This is a genomic window from Jannaschia helgolandensis, from assembly GCF_900109285.1.
Lineage (GTDB): Bacteria > Pseudomonadota > Alphaproteobacteria > Rhodobacterales > Rhodobacteraceae > Jannaschia > Jannaschia helgolandensis.
Genome location: NZ_FNZQ01000001.1, coordinates 1303498 through 1321651 on the forward strand (window position 1 = coordinate 1303498; position 18154 = coordinate 1321651).

Genomic DNA, 18154 nt, shown 5'->3' on the forward strand with positions numbered 1-18154 from the left:
CATGCGCGAAGCGATGTTTCGCATCAACAGGAAGGGGCCACCGGGTCCGATGGACAACGACGGATCGTCTAGCGCCGCGCCGGGCGCGCAGGACGAAAATACAGCAAGCGACGGGCATATCGGTGCACGTCCGGGATTCATGGCGCGTGTTTTCGGCGGTTTGATGCCCGATCCACAGTTGCGAACCGATAACGTGGCGACAGCGCGTCCGATGCCTGGCCTTTTGAACCTTCGGCTGAAGCGGCTGGACGATGTGCTGATCCCGCGCGCCGAGGTGGTGGCCGTGCAGGTCGATATCTCGCTGCCGGATCTGGTTGCCAAATTCCGCCAGTCCGGGATGACGCGCCTGCCGGTGTTCGAGAATACGCTCGACGAGCCGCTGGGCATGATCCATTTGAAAGATCTGGCGCTGAACCATGGATTCAACGGTGATCGCGACAAGACGTTCGACATGCGCCCCCTGCTGCGCAAGCTGATCTATGCGCCGCCGTCGATGCCCATTGGCGTGCTGCTGACCAAGATGCAGACGCAGCGCATCCATATGGCGCTGGTGATCGACGAATATGGTGGCGTCGACGGTCTGGTGACGCTGGAGGACCTGATCGAACAGGTCATTGGCGAGATCGAGGACGAGCACGATCAGGAGGAAGGCAAGTTCTGGCGGCAGGAGAAGACCGGCTGCTATCTGGCGCTGGCCCGCACGCCCATCGACGATTTTCAGGACGAGATCGGTTTTCGGCTGGTTGACTCCGAGGATGAAGAAGAGGTCGATACGCTGGGCGGGCTGGTGTTCATGCTGGCCGGGCGTGTGCCCGAACGCGGCGAGGTCATTCCCCATCCGTCGGGCGCCGAGATCGAGGTAGTCGACGCCGACCCCCGCCGGATCAAGCGTCTGCGCCTTCGTATGCCGCAAGCCGCCTGAGAATGCGCCACCTTCACCACCTTCTTCCCGTTCTCGCGGGACTTGCCGCCGCGTTGGGTCAGGCCCCGTGGGAGTTGTGGTGGCTGGCGCTGCCGGCCTATGTCGTCGGGATCTATTCCATCACGGTGGCGCGCTGGCCCTTCCTGGCCGGTCTGCTGTTCGGCATGGCCCATTTCGCGCTTGCCCTGAACTGGATCATAGAACCTTTCCTGGTGGACGCGGCCCTGACCGGATGGCTCGCACCTTTCGCCCTGCTTGGCTTCTCATTGGGTTTCGGGCTGTTCTGGGCGGTTGCAGGCTGGCTGGGGATGCGCCTGTCGGGCGGGCCTATCGGGGTCGGCGTGGCGCTGGCGGGGGCCGAGCTTTTGCGGTCCTACGTGCTGACCGGGTTTCCCTGGGGCCTGCCGGGGCATATCCTGATCGGATCGCCTGCCCTTACGGCATCGGCCTATGTCGGTGCGCATGGGTTGGGTTTGATGGTGCTTCTGGGAGCTGCCCTGATCGCGGCGCGGACCCCGGTGCGGATGGCATCGGGGGTCGCGATATGGCTGTTGCCATTCGGTCTGGCACTGACCCTGCCGGATGCACCCGCCGTGCCCGACGATGCGCCGGTCATCCGGCTGGTGCAGCCGAATGCGCCGCAAAGTCAGAAATGGGACCCGGATTTCATTTACGTATTCTTCCAGCGCGGGCTTGCCGAAACCGCGGCCGCTCCGCTTGGCCGAGCGCCGGATGCCGTCGTCTGGCCCGAAACATCTCTGCCACAGCTTTTGCGATACTCCGACGATCTGCGGCCTGTCATCGCCACGGCGGCGGGTGGCAAACCGGTCGTCATCGGAGCGCAGCGATACGGCGAGGACGGCAGGCCGCGGAATTCGGTCGTGATGCTGACGGGTGAGGGGGGCGACGTCGCCCAGGTACAGGACAAGTTCCGACTGGTTCCGTTCGGAGAATACCTGCCCCTGAAGGGCTTTTTTGAAATGTTCGGATTAGGCCCCCTCGCGGCGCAGCTGGCGGGTGGCTTCGTGCCGGGCGACGGACCTGTTCTGATGGACCTGCCGGAAATCGGAACGGTGTTGCCCCTGATTTGTTACGAAACCATCTTTCCCCAGATATTGCGGCAGGTAGATCGCCCGAAGGCGATTCTGAACCTGACCAACGACGCCTGGTTCGGAGCCAATGCGGGGCCGCAGCAGCATCTGGCTCTGGCGCGGTTGCGATCAGCCGAATCCGGTCTGCCGCTGCTGCGCGCCGCGAATACCGGGGTATCGGCGGTCATCGACGCGCGGGGCAACATTCTCGGGTCGCTGCCACTGGGAGAGGCCGGGCACCTCGACGCAGCCTTGCCGCCCGCACTGCCCCCGACGCTTTATATCATGACTGGAGACTGGGCGGCTCTCATGGTGTTGCTGCTCCTGACTGCATTTCTGCTGTGGCACAGGGTTCGAAATCCGGTTGCCCTCGTTCGCAATCCCACCTAGCGAAGACACCAACCGTCCCAACGGCTTCCTGACGGGGCGCGGTTCATAATCGGAGCACTTCATGAGCAGTCGCAAGAATTATTCCTTCACCTCGGAATCCGTGTCCGAAGGTCACCCTGACAAGGTCTGTGACCGGATTTCGGACGCCGTCCTCGACGCTTTTCTGGCCGAGGAACCGGAGGCCCGCGTCGCCTGCGAAACCTTCGCGACGACAAACCGCGTGGTGATCGGTGGCGAGGTGGGGCTGTCCGACAAGGCGGCGCTGGACGACTACTTGGGTCGTATTGAGCAGATCGCCCGCGATTGCATCCGCGATATAGGTTACGAACAGGACAAGTTTCATCACGCCACGGTCGAGGTGACGAATCTTCTGCACGGCCAGTCGGCGCATATTGCCAAGGGTGTGGACGCGACCAACCAGAAGGAAGAGGGCGCGGGCGATCAGGGGATCATGTTCGGCTATGCCTGTTCCGAGACACCCGATTTGATGCCCGCGCCCATCCACTACGCCCATGCGATGCTGCGCCGTCTTGCCGAAGTGCGAAAGGACGGGACCGAACCAACGCTGCTGCCGGACGCCAAGTCGCAGCTGACGTTGCGTTATGAAGACGGCGTGCCGGTGGCGGTCGAGTCCATCGTCCTGTCGACGCAGCACGCGCATGAGACGCAGACGCAGGCCGACATCCGCGCCATCGTTGAGCCGTATATCCGCGACGTTCTGCCCGACGGCTGGATTCATGACGATACGGTCTGGCACGTGAACCCGACCGGCATCTTCGTGATCGGCGGGCCGGACGGCGATGCGGGCCTCACCGGGCGCAAGATCATCGTCGATACCTATGGGGGCGCGGCCCCGCATGGCGGCGGAGCTTTCTCGGGCAAGGACCCGACCAAGGTGGATCGTTCCGCCGCCTATGCTGCGCGGTATCTGGCGAAGAACGTAGTCGCCGCCGGACTGGCGACACGCTGCACACTGCAACTGTCGTACGCGATCGGTGTGGCGAAGCCGCTGTCGATCTATGTCGATACGCATGGCACCGGGCAGGTCGAAGAGCCTGCGATCGAACGCGCGCTGGATCGGGTGATGGATCTGACGCCGCGCGGCATCCGCATACATCTGGGCCTGAACAAGCCGATTTATCAGCGCACGGCTGCCTATGGTCACTTCGGTCGTGCGCCCGAGGCGGACGGTGGTTTTTCGTGGGAGCGGACGGATCTGGCCGAAAAGATCGCCACCGAAGTCTGACCGGATGGTCTAACCGGCGGTCCAGCGGTGCAGGATGTCGGGCCCCAGCGTTCGAACCTCCGACAGGCGCAGACGCGGCGCATCGGACAGGGCGCTGAGCCCCATTGCCCCGAGTGCGGGCGTGCCCTCGGCCCCCAGGGCCAGTCCGGCGGTATAGCAATCCAGCCGGTCCACCAGGTTTCCGGACAGCAATGCCGCGGCCAACGTGCCACCGCCCTCGCAATATAGCCGCGTCAATCCGCGCCGGGCCAGTTCAGACAGCGCGGCCGTCAGGTCGACATGCCCACCCGGCCCGGCGGGGCAGGCAATCAGGCTGACACCCCTGGCTGAGAAGGCGGCGCGGCGATCTTCTGGCGCTTTGCTGCCGTGCACCATCCAGACCGGGGCCGTGCCACGGGTCATTGCACTGTCGACAGGCAGGTCCAGACGCCGGGACAGGACAATGCGGACGGGCTGCGGCACCTCGCCCATTCCGCGCACCGTCAGTTGCGGATCGTCATTGCGTGCGGTTCCGGCACCGACCATCACGGCATCGTGGCAAGCCCGCTGCGCATGGACATGAGCCCGTGCTTCCGGTCCGGTGATCCACTGACTGTCGCCGCTTGCCGTCGCGATACGACCATCGATACTGGTGGCGAGTTTCAACGTAACAAACGGGCGACCCTGCGCGAGGCGTGTCAGAAACCCTTGCTGCAGCGACCTTGCCTCGCTGTCCAGAACGCCTTCAATCACTTCTATCCCGGCGGCCCTCAGCATCGCGATCCCGCCCCCATCGACGCGGGGGTCCGGATCGCGAGCGGCGATAACGACCCGCGCGATACCCGCATCGATCAGGGCCTGCGCGCATGGCGGGGTCGCGCCATGGTGCGCGCAAGGCTCCAGCGTGACATAGGCCGTTGCCCCGCGCGCCGCACCACCGGCCTGAGCCAAGGCGCGTGTTTCGGCATGAGGCCTGCCCCCGTCGGCGGTCCGCGCGCGGCCCAGGATCACGCCATGCCGTTCGATCACACAGCCGACGGCCGGGTTTGGCCAGACCCGGCCCAGACCGCGCCGTGCCAGACCCAGGGCGTGGGCCATGAAGCGGGGATCGATCACGGGTCGGCGGGGGGGCGCAGTTCGTGAACGAAGTCTTCGAAGTCGTCTGCGGCCTGGAAGTTCTTGTAGACGCTGGCAAAACGAACGTAGGCGACGGTGTCTATCCGGGCGAGGCTTTCCATCACGATCTCGCCGATCGTGGTTGACTTGATGTCGGTATCGCCCATCGATTCCAACCGCCGCACGATGCCGGAAATCATCTGATCGATCCGTTCAGGATCGACGGGCCGCTTCTGCATCGAGATGCGGATCGAGCGCTCCAGCTTGGCACGGTCGAATTCCTCGCGTTTGCCGCTGGATTTAATAACCACCAAATCGCGTAGTTGCACCCGTTCATAGGTCGTGAACCGGCCCCCGCAGGACGGACAGAACCGACGTCTGCGGATGGCGACGTGATCTTCGGCCGGTCGGGAATCCTTCACCTGGGTGTCGACATTTCCGCAGAAGGGGCAACGCATGATAGATCTCCGGGTCTTCGGTCCAGCGACATCTGGCGCAAGGGACCAATCCTAGGTGCGCGGGTAGTGTGCCGTTCTAATGGTGGTGTGGCAAGTGCGATGCGGCATCTTCCAATGTGCCTCCGCGTCTAGCCGGACCCCGTGCGGGCAGCGGACGTCCGCGCAAACTCGGGTTGCGGCATGTTTCCTTGACCTGACGACAGCCGAGCCCGCAACCTGTTCCGACACAGTTGAAAGGGATCAGAACATGAGTATCGCCCGCGTAACAGAAATTTCCGCTACCTCGAAGAAGAGCTTCGATGACGCCGTGGCCCTCGGTGTCGAACGCGCCAACGACACATTGCGCAATGTCCAGAGCGCCTGGGTCAAGGAGCAGTATGTCCGCGTCGAGGACGGAAAGGTGGACCACTATCAGGTCAACATGATGGTGACGTTCATCCTCGAAGACGGGAAGAAGTAGTCCGGAAGGTACTAGATACCGCGTTGCCATGCGGCAGCGGGAGCGCTCCTCCCGCTGTTGTGTGAGCCGTGAAAGACCCAGGGAATTCTATCGGGCCTCGGAAAGGTCTGTCGAATACCGGAGACGCGCAAAATCACTGGCGTATACCCGTGCCACGATTGCAGCGCTTTCAGCCGTGTAATACTCGGCCATCCGATCCGAGACATTGGTCGTGACGGGCCCACCGGTCAACGTCCGCGATACGACTATGGCACCAGAGACCTGGCCGCTCAGGTAATAGGATGACCTGAGCGGCACGCGGCTCATATTTCACTTACTGATCGAGGAACGAACGCAGTTTGCGCGACCGCGACGGATGCTTCAGTTTGCGCAGCGCCTTCGCCTCGATCTGACGGATGCGTTCGCGGGTCACCGAGAACTGCTGGCCGACCTCTTCCAGGGTGTGATCGGTATTCATACCAATGCCGAACCGCATCCGCAGGACGCGTTCCTCGCGCGGGGTCAGCGATGCCAAGACACGCGTCGTCGTCTCTTTCAGGTTTTCCTGAATGGCACTGTCCAGCGGCAGAACGGCGTTCTTGTCCTCGATGAAATCTCCAAGCTGGCTGTCCTCCTCGTCGCCGATCGGCGTTTCGAGCGAGATCGGCTCCTTGGCGATCTTCATCACCTTGCGAACCTTTTCCAGCGGCATCTGCAGCTTGGCGGCCAGTTCTTCGGGTGTCGGTTCGCGACCGATCTCGTGCAGCATCTGGCGGCCGGTGCGGACCAGCTTGTTGATCGTCTCGATCATGTGGACCGGGATACGGATCGTGCGGGCCTGATCGGCGATGCTGCGCGTGATCGCCTGACGAATCCACCACGTCGCATAAGTCGAGAACTTGTACCCGCGACGATACTCGAACTTGTCGACGGCCTTCATCAGACCGATGTTGCCTTCCTGAATGAGATCGAGGAATTGCAGGCCGCGATTGGTGTATTTCTTGGCAATGGAAATCACGAGACGCAGGTTGGCTTCGACCATTTCCTTCTTGGCCTGACGGGCTTCCTTCTCGCCCTTCTGGACCTGGTTCACGATGCGGCGGAACTCGTTGATGTCGACGCCGACGTATTGACCAACCTGTGCCATGTCGCCGCGCAATTCATCGACCTTGTCGCGCGACCGCTCGAACAGGGCCTGCCAGCCGCGCCCGGTCTTCTCGGTCATGCGATCGACCCAGCCCGGGTCCAGTTCATGGCCGCGATATTCCTCGATGAATTCGCGACGGTTGATGCGCGCCTGATCCGCCAGCTTCACCATGCCCGAGTCGATGGACATGATCCGACGATTGATCCCGTAGAGCTGGTCGATCAGGGCTTCGATCCGGTTGTTGTGCAAATGCAGCGCATTGACCAGTTCGACGATCTCGGAGCGCAGCTTTTGATACTCGTCCTCGGCCTTGTTCGAGAACGTATCGTCCTCGTTCAGCGTGGCGCTGATCCGGAGGTCCTGCATCTCGGCCAGCTTGATGTAGTCGTTTGCGATCACGTCGAGCGTTTCCAGGACACGCGGCTTCAAAGCCGCCTCCATCGCGGCCAGCGACATATTCGCGCCTTCGTCTTCGTCGTCTTCGTCATCCGCGTCCGTAATCGGATTGCCGTCGGCATCGAGTTCAGGCTTGGTGCCTGCGTCCGGAGCTGCCCCAGATACGGGAGCGGTGCCAACCACAGCAGTCTCGCTCTCCTCCTCCATCTGGTCGCCAAATGTGGTTTCCAGATCGATCACGTCGCGCAGCAGAATATCCTCGGACAGCAATTCGTCCCGCCAGATCGTGATCGCCTGAAAGGTCAGCGGGCTTTCACACAAACCCAGGATCATAGTATTGCGACCGGCCTCGATCCGCTTGGCGATGGCGATTTCGCCTTCGCGCGACAGCAATTCGACGGACCCCATTTCGCGCAGGTACATCCGCACGGGATCATCGGTCCGGTCCAGCTTTTCGGCACCGCCCTCGGTCGTGGCAACGTCGCCACCCTTTTTCGACGCATCGACTACGGCAGTGGACCCGCCAGACTGATCGTCGTCCTCGTCCTCGTCCTCGGTTTCCTCGGCCTCGACGATGTTGATGCCCATCTCGGACAGCATCGACATCACATCCTCGATCTGCTCGGACGATACCTGTTCGGGCGGCAGAACCTGGTTGAGTTGATCGTAGGTGATGTAGCCCCGCGTTCGTGCCTCGGCGATCATCTTTTTGACAGCCGCCTGGCTCATATCGAGCGAGTGATCGCCATCCGGATCCTGTTGCTTTTCGTCGTCCGTATCTTTGGCCATCGCCGCGCTCCGATCAGAGGAGTGATTCTTCATGGTTCGTCTGGCGAATCACTAGCGCGAATCGAACGGAGCCGCACCCCGAATCACTTTTTCTTAGCTTTTTCCCAAACCTTCGTGTCCAGAAGGTCCTGCAAGTAGGTGGACAGGCCGACTTCATCCGCCCCGTCCAAGTCATCACTCCGTGCCATCCGCTGGCTGTTGTCACGAAGGCGCCCAGCCTGCGCCAGCCGCCAGGTCATTGCCTCATCGGCTCCGTCCTCGAAATCCTCGATCGCCTCCCGGCGTTCCCGGTCGGCCCCCCGCCGCGCATCAAGTCGCGCCAGCGCATCCCGAATGCACATCCGCGCCCCGTCCACATCGGTACGGGTCAGAGGCGAGATGCGGACATGGCGCTGCGCCAGAAGTATTTCAAGGGCTTCGTGGCCAAGACGCTCGTCAATGGTGATCCGTGCCGCCTCCGCGCCGATTTGCGGCTCCAGTGCAATCAATACCTGAGCCAGCCAAAGATGCTCGTCCCGCGTCCAGTGGCCCGCCTCGAGCAGATCGGAAAACTCCCCGATCAGCGACGGATGCAGGGCCAATCCGGCAAGGATGACCTGTTCCAGCAATGTGTCGGGGCTGGTCTTGCCCACCGCCAGATCCGAGGTGCGCGCCGTTGTCGTGGCCTGCGCAGGTGGCTGCCAGCGTTTGCCGGGCGTGAAGGGGCGGTTTTGCGCATGGGATTTAGTCGAGACGAATTCGCGGTTGCCCCGCAGCCCGCCACCGTCGCCGCGGGGCACGACGGGTCCGAACAATTCGGCGCGCAGGCGGGCGATTTCCTCGCCGTAATGTCGTCGCAGGCTGGGGTCCTTGATCCGGCGCACGACGGCCCGAAGGTCGCGGTCCAGCATCGCACGACGCTCGGGACTGTCGAAGGACTTACCGACCACTTCGCGGTGCCACAGCAGCGACAGCATGGGCCGGGCCTCGTCCAGCACGGCCTGCATCGCCTTCGGCCCGCCGTCGCGGATCAGATCGTCCGGGTCCTTGCCCTCGGGCAGGATGGCAAAGCGCAGGGATTGACCCGCTTCGATCAGAGGCAGCGAAAGATCCACCACACGCAGCCCCGCACGCTGTCCCGCCACGTCGCCGTCCAGCGCGATCAGCGGTTCGGGCGTGACGCGCCACAGCATCTGCAGCTGACGTTCGGTGACGGCGGTGCCCAACGGTGCGACGGATGCCTCGAACCCGGCTTGCGACAGGGCGATGACGTCCATGTAACCCTCTGCCACGACAAGGGATTGACCCTTGCCCGCCGCAGTGCGCGCGGGTCCGAGATTATAGAGGTTGGCCCCCTTGTCGAACAGCACGGTTTCGGGCGAGTTCAGGTATTTCGCCTTGGCATTCGGGTTCATCGCCCGACCGCCGAACCCGATGCAGCGTCCTCTTGGGTCGCGGATCGGAAAGATGATCCGGTGAATGAAACGGTCGCGGGCCGCGTTGCCATCTTCGGCAGGAACGGCCAGGCCGGCCCCTTCTATAAGGTCGAATGGAATGCCCTTGTCGGTCAGCGCATTCATCAGCAGGTCGGAGGCATCGGGCGCGAACCCGATCTCGAAGCGGTCGAGGGTGGTGCGGTTCAGGCCCCGGCGTTCCAGATAGGCGCGTGCATCCGTGGCGGCCTGCGTCTCAAGCTGCAGGCGAAACCATTTCACGGCCTCTTCGGTAACCTCGGCCAGACGGGTGCGAAGATCGGCCTTCTGGGCGGCCTTCGGGTCTTTCGCGGGCATCGGCATCCCGGCCTCGCCTGCAAGAATTTCGACAGCTTCCATGAAGCCGACGTTCTCGGTCTCCTGCACGAAGCCGAAGACGTTGCCTTTCGCCTGACAGCCGAAGCAGTAGTAGAATCCCTTCTGGTCGTCGACGTGGAAGCTGGCGGATTTTTCCTGATGAAACGGGCAGGGGGCCCACCAGTCGCCCTTGGCCTGGTTCGTCTTCTTCATGTCCCACGTCACCTTGCGCCCGACGACATGAGACAGGCTCAGCCGGTTGCGAAGATCGTCGAGGAAGCTGTCGGGCAGGCGCATTGCCGCAATATCGGCCTGCGACCTGCCAGAGTCGAGAGGGCGCAGCACGATCATGGACCTGTGGGCGACCGTCGGCGGCGATTGTCGCCCGAGCGTGTGCGAACACGAAACCTACCGGTACGCCAGACGCCGCCCGATCCCGAATGGATGGCGGCGTTTCGCCATTCGAGACACTGCACGCGTGGCGCAGACCTCAGCCTGCGGTACAGTTTCCAAGACCGATGAGCGGGACACCGTCGATCAGCACTACTTCCGTGCCGCAGTCGAGGTTGTTGTTGTTGACGCTGGTGTTGCCTTCCTGGTTCTCGCCGGGCGCAAAGGCCAGACGGGCCGAGTACCTCTGGCTGATTGGTACGAAGTTCGGGATGATCCGATCTTCTAGACCGACGGAAAAGAACGGAGAATCATAAGTATAGGCTTCGACGAGAGTGAGGCGCTCGTTCTTGTCGAGGCGCGGAATCTTGTCGAGGAAGCTTTGCAGGCGGGTTGTCGTCAAGGCGGGCTGCCCATCGGTCGCATAGGACCAGACGACTTCCAGCCCATCGTCGGTGCGCCGCACCTCCGTGAAGCGCATATAGCTGGCATCTTCCGAGAAGGTCAGCGTTTCGTAGACGCTTTCCAGACCATCCAGATCCTGCGGGCTCAGCAGGCTAAGCCGACGCGACAGCATATCCGCAACAGCATAGCTGGCCTTGAACATCTGCGATTCACGGCGGTAACCGTCGAAATACTGGTAGCCGGCAACATAGAGTGCGGCGATGACCGGAAGGATGATCGCGGCTTCGATCGAAAGCGAGGCGCGGTCTTCGAATGCAAAGTGGCGCGTGGCGGTCCGGAGGCGCGAAAGAATGGTCTTCATCTGCGTCATCCTCAATTCGATTCGACGACAAAAGCGTTCGACGTCACCATGCGGAACGATCCGTCTTCGTCATTCACCAGATGCGATCCCAAGGTGCGGTTCCCTGCCATCACAGAAAGCGGCAATGTCGGAAGCACAGAATAACAGGCCCGCAGCAGGATCATCCGACCGGTCCGGTTGGCGGCAAAGCGCGACGGCGGCACGATCGAAGTCAGTTGGTTCACGCAAGGAGCATCTGTATCGGGCGTCGAATAGGTAATCTGGTCGATTTCGGTCATTTCGATCACCAGGTTCTCGCTGCAGTCGGGCAGAATTTTCGCCCGGTTGCAGACTTTGGCGCGAACCTGTCCCTGGGTGACCGTACTGCCGGTGTCCAGTCGGATGTCGCGCACGACGATATCCACCGCGCGCTCCAGCATGACCTGACGTGTCAGCATGATCGACGCCTCGAAGGATGAGATGAAGACCATCAGGAATGCGGGCAGAAGAAGGACGAATTCGACCGAGGCGGCACCCCGTTCCGCATCGCATTGGCCGGGGCAGGCCGCATTGTCGAAGCGTCCGACGACTGCACGGGACAGGGTACCCCAGGCGCGGGCCAATTGCCCGACAAGGGGGAGGGCGCGCCGTGTCATTGATCCAACCGCAGGCGCGAGACAGAGGCCAGCACGTCATCGAAGGCGGATTCGATATCGAGGTTCTCGACCTCGAAATAGCGGGCCCGGAAGTTATCGCCCATCGAGACGTCACCGTCGCCGGCGCAATCGCGCATCGCGGCCTTGCCGTCGGAGGGCGCCTGGAAGGCGATGGTATAGATGACCACACCCTGATCCCTGATCTGCTTGCAGATATTCGACAGGTTGGTGTCGGCCTCTCTCTGCCCATGGGTCGTTTCCCATGAATAGAAGTAATCGACGCGGGTGTTGAAGGTCATGCCGCTCATGATGTCGTTTGCAATATAGCTCATGGTCAGCGATCCGAAGACTTCGGCCCAGTCCAGACGCCGCGCGGCGGTGCCACCATAAACCGATGTTCTGTAGCGGTTCTGATGGTCGATCCAGTATTCGTTTTCCGCGGGGTCGTAGACCGAGAAGCGCACGGCGTAGGTGTTGTCCTGATCGTCATCGTAATAGGCTTGGCAAAGGGCTTCGTTCAGATCTCCGACCGTGCCGCAGCCGCTGCCGTTCAAACCGAACAGGTTCAGGCTGATTGTCTGACCCAGCACGCTGAGATTGAATGGAGTGTTGTCCGCCGGGTCGGGGCGACCGGCATCGACCCAGCCTTCGCACAGGGCCACATCCTCGGGCCAGATGCCGTCGGATCGGCTGCCGTTACTGTAGACCGTCGCATTGGCACGGTAATTCTCGCAGACAACGGACAGCGGCTCGCGATAGACATAGATGCCCGAAGCGCCGGTTTTGCGGGAGGGTTTCAGATCCCACTGCTGAGTGTTGACGCCATCGGTCATCACCACCAGCACCTTATGCGTGCCATCGGTATTATAGTCGACCGGACGTCCGACGAAGTTGGCGTTCACCCGCTCTGCGTCGGAGACGTCCGGGTCAATGCTCAGGGTAGCAAGTTCATCGCGCGACGAAGGGTCGAGAAGCAGGCTGCCCCATTTCACACCCAGATCCATTGCGGTCCAGCTGCCGGCTTGCAGGGCCGAAATACGGTTCTGAAGCTCGGTCACGTTGTTGGACCAAGGCAGGATCGCACCATATTCATCCGTGCGGCAGTTCGGGTTTTCGACCAGACCGGGCGAGTTCCCCGAGCGGTAGCTCGTCCGGAAGTCGAAATGGCCCATCCGCTGCAACGGAAAGCCATTGGGCTGATCCAGGCGACGATATTCCGCATCCGAAAAAACGACGCAGTTCGAGAACGGATGCTCTTCGGTCAGGTCGAAGACACCACCGACCAGCGACCCGGCATTCACCCGGTCATTGTAGGGCACGAGGGAAATTGACGTCAGATCGGTGCGACCGCGCAGAAGTTCGGCCACGAAGTCCGACGCGGCAGTGCGCAGGGTTTCGATCTTGGCGCCCCCCATCGAACCGGAGATATCCACGACCAGTGACAGTTCCAGTTCGGTCCGCCGCTCGAGGGCAACCGATCGCACCGGCTGACGAAGGGTTTCCACGCCCAGAAGGTCCATGAAGAGGCTATTCACGTCCGCCGAGCCGGTGACCTCCACCGTGCGGGCATCGGATTGGACTGTGGACGTCACCTCGACGCTTTCTTCGTCAATGCCTGCCGCCCGGATGTAGTCTTTCACGATGGCTTCCGCATCACGGTTCTGGTCAAGGCCAGCCGAGGCGAGCGCTGCGCGGTCGACCGCATATTGCAGCTCGGTCCGTTTCAACTCCGAGCGCATGATGTCGAGGGCGATCCCGCCGCCGACCATCATCAACATGAAAACCATCAATCCGAAGATCGTCAAACTGCCGTCCTCGCGCTGTCCGAAGGCGAGGGCAGCCTTGGCAGCGGCTGGTCGGGGCGGGTTTTCATAATCGCGGATCACGGCAGATACCACTCAAATTAATAAGGTTAACGAGATGCGACAAAACTGAGTCGCGCCGCTTTTTATTGACCCCGATCAGGGTGTCTGCCGGGCGTGAATGAGGAAAAAGCAAGGCATTGTTCATAGGATTTATATGATCTTGCCCTAATGGAGGTGTCGTTTCCCGATCCAGCCTCTATCGTGGGTCATGGAACTTTGCGCACACGCACCGCAGCTTCGGAGGATACGACACAATGGTTACCCAACAAGGGGGCTTCAGCGCCTCTGTTAACGCGATGTACGACCGGGCTGTCGGTATGATGGACCTTGGTCCCGGGCTGGTCGAGAAGATCAGGGTCTGCAACGCGACCTATACCGTTCGCTTTGGGGTGCGCCTGCGGGGCGCGATCCACACCTTTACCGGATATCGCTCCGTCCACTCCGAACATATGGAACCCGTGAAGGGCGGCATCCGCTATTCGCTGGCCGTCCACCAGGATGAGGTCGAGGCCCTTGCCGCGCTGATGACCTACAAGTGCGCGCTGGTCGAAACGCCATTCGGCGGGTCCAAAGGGGGGTTGTGCATCGACCCGACCCAATGGGAACCGCATGAGCTGGAGCAGATCACCCGACGGTTCGCCTATGAGCTGATCAAGCGCGACCTCATCAACCCCAGTCAGAACGTCCCCGCCCCCGACATGGGAACCGGCGAGCGCGAGATGGCCTGGATCGCCGATCAGTACAAACGCATGAAGACCACGGACATCAACGGAAATGCCTGCGTTACCGGCAAACCGCTGAATGCGGGCGGCATCGCCGGTCGGACCGAAGCGACGGGCCGGGGTGTGCAATATGCGCTGCGGGAATTTTTCCGTCACCCCGATGACATGAAGATCGCGGGCCTGACCGGCACGCTCGACGGCAAGCGAGTCGTGGTTCAGGGTCTGGGCAACGTGGGCTTCCATGCCGCCAGCTTCCTGTCGCGGGAGGATGGGGCCAAGATCATCGCCATCATCGAGCGCGACGGCGCGATTCATGATGAAGCCGGCCTCGATGTCGACATGGTGCATCTGCACATTCGTGAAAACGGCGGCGTGAAAGGCTTCCCCGGCGCTACATATGAGCCCGATGGTGCCAAGTTGCTGGAAATCGACTGCGACATCCTGATCCCGGCGGCGCTGGAAGGAGTGATCGACGAAGGGAACGCCGACCGCATCAAGGCGCCGCTGATCATCGAGGCGGCGAACGGTCCGGTCACAGCCGGGGCGAACGACATATTGCAGAAACGCGGCTGCGTCATCATCCCCGATCTTTACGCCAATGCTGGCGGTGTCACGGTCAGCTATTTCGAGTGGGTCAAGAACCTGAGCCATATCCGCTTCGGTCGAATGCAGCGCCGCGCGGAGGAAGCCCGACATCATGTGCTGGTGAATGAGCTGGAGCGGCTGTCGAAAAACAAGGAGGTGGCCTGGACGCTCTCGGACGACTTCAAGAAGAACTACCTGCGGGGCGCGGGTGAACTGGAACTCGTTCGATCCGGTCTCGACGATACGATGCGCGCGGCCTACGGCGCGATGCGCGAAGTCTGGCATTCCCGCGATGCGGTTCCCGACCTCCGGACAGCGGGCTTTATCGTCTCGATCGGCCGGATTGCGGCAAGCTATCAGGCCAAGGGCCTCTGATCTGAGCGCGCGTCCGGAACCCCGGCGAAGGACGCGCGTTCAGGACCATGCAGATTTTTCGTATAGTGTCCCGATTTCTGTCCCGAATGGGGCTGGACTACGATAATGCAACGCTTCGCGATGCGGCCCGCCTGTCAATCCAGAGCGCGATTGCCGCCATGGTTTCTTATATCGTTATCCGGGCAATCGGTTCGGACGAGGCCTTTGTGGCAATACTTTCGGCCGTTCTGATCCTGCAACCCAGTGTCGGGGGTACGATAGATGCCGCACGCACGCGGATCGCGGCATCGGTCATCGGGTCGCTGATCGGATTGGTCAGCCTGATCGTCTTGCCCACGGGCTTCGGCACGGCATTCGCGCTTCTTTTCACGATGCTGATCATAAACGCCTTTGCCCAGCTCAAACCGGAGTGGTCATATGGAGTCGTCGCCGCGGTCGCCCTGTCTATCGCCGATACAGAAGACCTGACCACGGCGTCCATCACGCGCCTTGTTGCTATCGCGCTGGGCGTGGCTACAGGTCTGATCGTGTCGGCGACGATCTGGCCGGATACCGCAACCGCCCGGTTCGAACGTCATCTGTCGGCGGCCCTGCGCCATATGGCAGACGCCATGCGCAACGTTTCGGAAAAGGCCCCGCAGGAGAAACCGGATACAGACATCAAGGGGCACCAAGCCGCCCGCGACAGTCTGCGCTCCGCCCGCGAAGTAAACGAGGCCGCCAAGATGGCTGATCACGGTACCATGACGCAACGCCTGCAGGCTGCTGATGCGGCGTCCGATGCGATCTGGCTGCTCAATTCGATCATGCAGCGTACGGAGGACCTGAGGCAAACGCCTTTAGAGGAACCGCTCGCTCCTATTTCGAAACTCGGCGGAGACGTTCTGGATGCCTTGGCCGACGGCGAATTGATACATGACCAGATCAGCAACCTGTCAAAAGCCATCGACCGTGTCGTAACAACGTGCCGGGACGCCACCATGACGGACGCGAGGGGTGGCGATCAGGCTGAAGTCATTGCGTTCGCGTTCGGAACGCTACTTGATCAGATGCGGGGGGTGGCCGATTCACAACCCGATCCAACTCATCAAACGCCGACCTGGGCCGAAAGGGTCAGGTTGCGTCGCCGTTCCCTGTAAGAGCATCGGCTGTAGCCGGGTCTTCGCCGAAACGAGTCAACAGGGCGCTTTCCAGATCCTTGTTATAGGCGCGGGCCTGTTCGGTATACTCGGGGTTATCCTTGATCGACACACCTGGTTTCCAGACCTTTGCAAGGTTCAGCATCGCCTCTCGGTCATGACGGAAAAAAGTTTCGCGCGCTTCATGGGCCTCGGTTTCCGACCAGCCCATCTGTTCGAGAACATATCGCCCGACCCGCAGGGAGCTGTCGAACATCTCGCGAACGATCTGATCGGCACCAGCCCGATACAACTCGTAGACATGCACCCTGTCATACGCGCGTGCGACGATATGTATTTCGGGGTTAGCCTTTTTCGCCAGTTTGACCAGCTTGACCGCGTCTGCCCGGCTGTCGACTGCTACAACCAGAATCTTCGCGGTTTTCAGTCCAGCAGCTTCCAGCAATTCGGGTCTGGTCGGGTCGCCCATATAAGTCTTGATTCCGAACTGGCGAAGCAACTGGATCGTTTCGATATCCCGGTCCAGAACCACCGTGCGGAGCCCCGCGCCCTGAAGCATGCGATGAACGACCTGACCGAACCGCCCGACTCCGGCGATGATAACTTCGGCCCGTTCGTCGATTTTATCGTCAGGAACGTCCTCGCCTGCGGGTTGTCGTGCGGCAAGTTTTTCATAGACGATGAACAGAAACGGAGTCAGCAGCATCGACAGGGCTACTGCCAGCAGCAGGATGGATGACACTCTGTCCGTGAAGACGCCATCCTGGACCCCGACCGACACCAGAACGAACCCGAATTCCCCCGCCTGCGCAAGGCTGAGTGTAAAGAGGATGCGGTCTCGCCCCTTCACGCGGAAAACGAGAGCCAGAACATACAGGATCGCGCCTTTGACCAACATTACGCCCAGAACGATCCCCAGGACGATCAGAGGGGCCGAAGCGAAGGTTTCAAAGCTGATGCCTGCCCCTACGGTTATAAAGAACAATCCAAGCAGAAGCCCTTTGAACGGCTCGATATCCGCCTCCAGCTCGTGGCGAAATTCGGAATTGGCCAGCACAACACCAGCGAGAAATGTACCGAGCGCGGGAGAAAGCCCGATCAGCGACATCATGACTGCGACACCGATCACGAACAGAAGCGTCACTACGGTGTGCATTTCGCGCAGGCGCGCGCGACCGGCGAAGTTGAAAACCGGCCGCGTCAGGAATGTGCCGCCCAGAATAATGACCGCGACCGCGCCTATCGTCAGCAGGCCGACCCCCCAACCGGGCAGGGCGTCGACCCAGGATGTGACATCGGCGACCATCGTGGCACTTTCGCCGTCACCAACCGCCGCCGGCTCACCTTCAGTTTCCGCTTTGCCTGTGGCCGCCGATCCATAATCGATCGCCAACAGGGGCATGATGGCCAACATCGGGATGACAACGATGTCTTGCGTCAACAGGACGGAAAAGGTCGAGCGTCCGCCTCGGGTTGAGGTCAGGGCCTTTTCATCGAGCGTCTGCATGACGATTGCCGTGGACGACAGTGCAAACACCATGCCGATCGCGATTGCGACGGGAAGCTGCAGGCCGAACCATGCCGCTGTCACCGTCACGAGGCCGGTCGTCAGCAAGACCTGACCCAGACCCAGCCCGAGCAATCGGACCCGCATCTCCCAGAGGGCGCGGGGCTCAAGTTCCAGCCCGATTACGAAAAGCATCATGACGACGCCGAATTCCGCGAAATGCTGCAATGTCACGGTCTCGGACCCGACGAGGCCGGTGACCGGGCCGATCAGGATGCCTGCGACCAGATAGCCAAGAACGGAGCCCAGCCCGAATCGTACGGCAAGCGGCACGCAGAGCGTTGCCGCACCCAGATATATCGCCGCCTGAAAGAGAAAGGATTCCATGTCACGGGTCTAGGCCACACTGCCCTGTCGGGCAACGCAGT

14 protein-coding genes and 1 riboswitch are annotated in these 18154 nt (G+C 61.5%); of the genes, 6 read left to right on the forward strand and 8 right to left on the reverse strand.

What is annotated here, in order from left to right:
- Window position 1: 1 nt before the first annotated feature.
- The 3 genes from BMY38_RS06430 (at window position 2) to metK (ending at window position 3649) form a co-directional block, all read left to right on the forward strand.
- Window positions 2-922, forward strand: a complete 921-nt coding sequence (locus BMY38_RS06430; RefSeq protein ID WP_245737511.1) for a hemolysin family protein — start codon at window positions 2-4, stop codon at window positions 920-922.
- Window positions 923-924: 2 nt separating this feature from the next.
- Window positions 925-2403, forward strand: a complete 1479-nt coding sequence (lnt, locus tag BMY38_RS06435; protein ID WP_092760801.1) for an apolipoprotein N-acyltransferase — start codon at window positions 925-927, stop codon at window positions 2401-2403.
- Window positions 2404-2412: 9 nt separating this feature from the next.
- A riboswitch (SAM-SAH riboswitch) is annotated at window positions 2413-2460 on the forward strand.
- Between the two features lie 4 nt (window positions 2461-2464).
- Window positions 2465-3649 carry a methionine adenosyltransferase gene (gene metK / locus BMY38_RS06440; protein ID WP_092760803.1) on the forward strand — a complete coding sequence of 395 codons (1185 nt, stop codon included), beginning with the start codon at window positions 2465-2467 and terminating at the stop codon, window positions 3647-3649.
- Between the two features lie 9 nt (window positions 3650-3658).
- Here metK and ribD read toward each other — a convergent pair whose 3' ends face one another.
- Both ribD and nrdR read right to left on the reverse strand, forming a co-directional pair.
- Window positions 3659-4726 (reverse strand): bifunctional diaminohydroxyphosphoribosylaminopyrimidine deaminase/5-amino-6-(5-phosphoribosylamino)uracil reductase RibD, encoded by a 1068-nt coding sequence (gene ribD, locus BMY38_RS06445; RefSeq protein ID WP_092761287.1) that lies wholly within the window; start codon window positions 4724-4726, stop codon window positions 3659-3661.
- Between the two features lie 14 nt (window positions 4727-4740).
- Entirely contained in the window at window positions 4741-5202 is a 462-nt protein-coding gene (gene nrdR, locus BMY38_RS06450) for a transcriptional regulator NrdR (RefSeq protein WP_092760805.1), read from the reverse strand.
- Window positions 5203-5449: 247 nt separating this feature from the next.
- On the opposite strand from nrdR, the gene BMY38_RS06455 reads away from it, so the two are divergent.
- Complete coding sequence (locus tag BMY38_RS06455; RefSeq protein ID WP_092760807.1) at window positions 5450-5662, forward strand: dodecin family protein; 213 nt, start codon at window positions 5450-5452, stop codon at window positions 5660-5662.
- A 313-nt stretch (window positions 5663-5975) separates the two neighbouring features.
- On the opposite strand, the gene rpoD is transcribed toward BMY38_RS06455, so the two are convergent.
- The 5 genes from rpoD to BMY38_RS06480 form a co-directional block, all read right to left on the reverse strand.
- On the reverse strand, window positions 5976-7973 hold the full coding sequence (gene rpoD / locus BMY38_RS06460; RefSeq protein ID WP_092760809.1) for an RNA polymerase sigma factor RpoD: 1998 nt from the start codon (window positions 7971-7973) through the stop codon (window positions 5976-5978).
- 83 nt (window positions 7974-8056) lie between these two features.
- Window positions 8057-10039, reverse strand: a complete 1983-nt coding sequence (dnaG, locus tag BMY38_RS06465) for a DNA primase (protein ID WP_092761289.1) — start codon at window positions 10037-10039, stop codon at window positions 8057-8059.
- A 193-nt stretch (window positions 10040-10232) separates the two neighbouring features.
- Entirely contained in the window at window positions 10233-10898 is a 666-nt protein-coding gene (locus BMY38_RS06470) for a TadE/TadG family type IV pilus assembly protein (protein WP_092760811.1), read from the reverse strand.
- Between the two features lie 11 nt (window positions 10899-10909).
- On the reverse strand, window positions 10910-11533 hold the full coding sequence (locus BMY38_RS06475) for a TadE/TadG family type IV pilus assembly protein (protein ID WP_092760813.1): 624 nt from the start codon (window positions 11531-11533) through the stop codon (window positions 10910-10912).
- On the reverse strand, window positions 11530-13419 hold the full coding sequence (locus tag BMY38_RS06480; protein WP_092760816.1) for a Tad domain-containing protein: 1890 nt from the start codon (window positions 13417-13419) through the stop codon (window positions 11530-11532). The genes BMY38_RS06475 and BMY38_RS06480 overlap by 4 nt, the downstream gene beginning before the upstream one ends.
- Window positions 13420-13652: 233 nt before the next feature.
- Between BMY38_RS06480 and BMY38_RS06485 the strand changes: the two genes are divergently transcribed.
- Together BMY38_RS06485 and BMY38_RS06490 are read left to right on the forward strand one after the other, a co-directional pair.
- Window positions 13653-15080: a Glu/Leu/Phe/Val family dehydrogenase gene (locus BMY38_RS06485; protein ID WP_092760818.1), complete on the forward strand. Its 1428-nt coding sequence runs from the start codon at window positions 13653-13655 to the stop codon at window positions 15078-15080.
- Between the two features lie 47 nt (window positions 15081-15127).
- A complete protein-coding gene (locus BMY38_RS06490) occupies window positions 15128-16219 on the forward strand; it encodes an FUSC family protein (RefSeq protein WP_092760820.1) in 1092 nt (363 codons plus the stop codon).
- Here the strand turns inward: BMY38_RS06490 and BMY38_RS06495 are convergent.
- A complete protein-coding gene (locus tag BMY38_RS06495; protein WP_092760822.1) occupies window positions 16194-18113 on the reverse strand; it encodes a cation:proton antiporter domain-containing protein in 1920 nt (639 codons plus the stop codon). The genes BMY38_RS06490 and BMY38_RS06495 overlap by 26 nt on opposite strands.
- Window positions 18114-18154 lie beyond the last annotated feature (41 nt).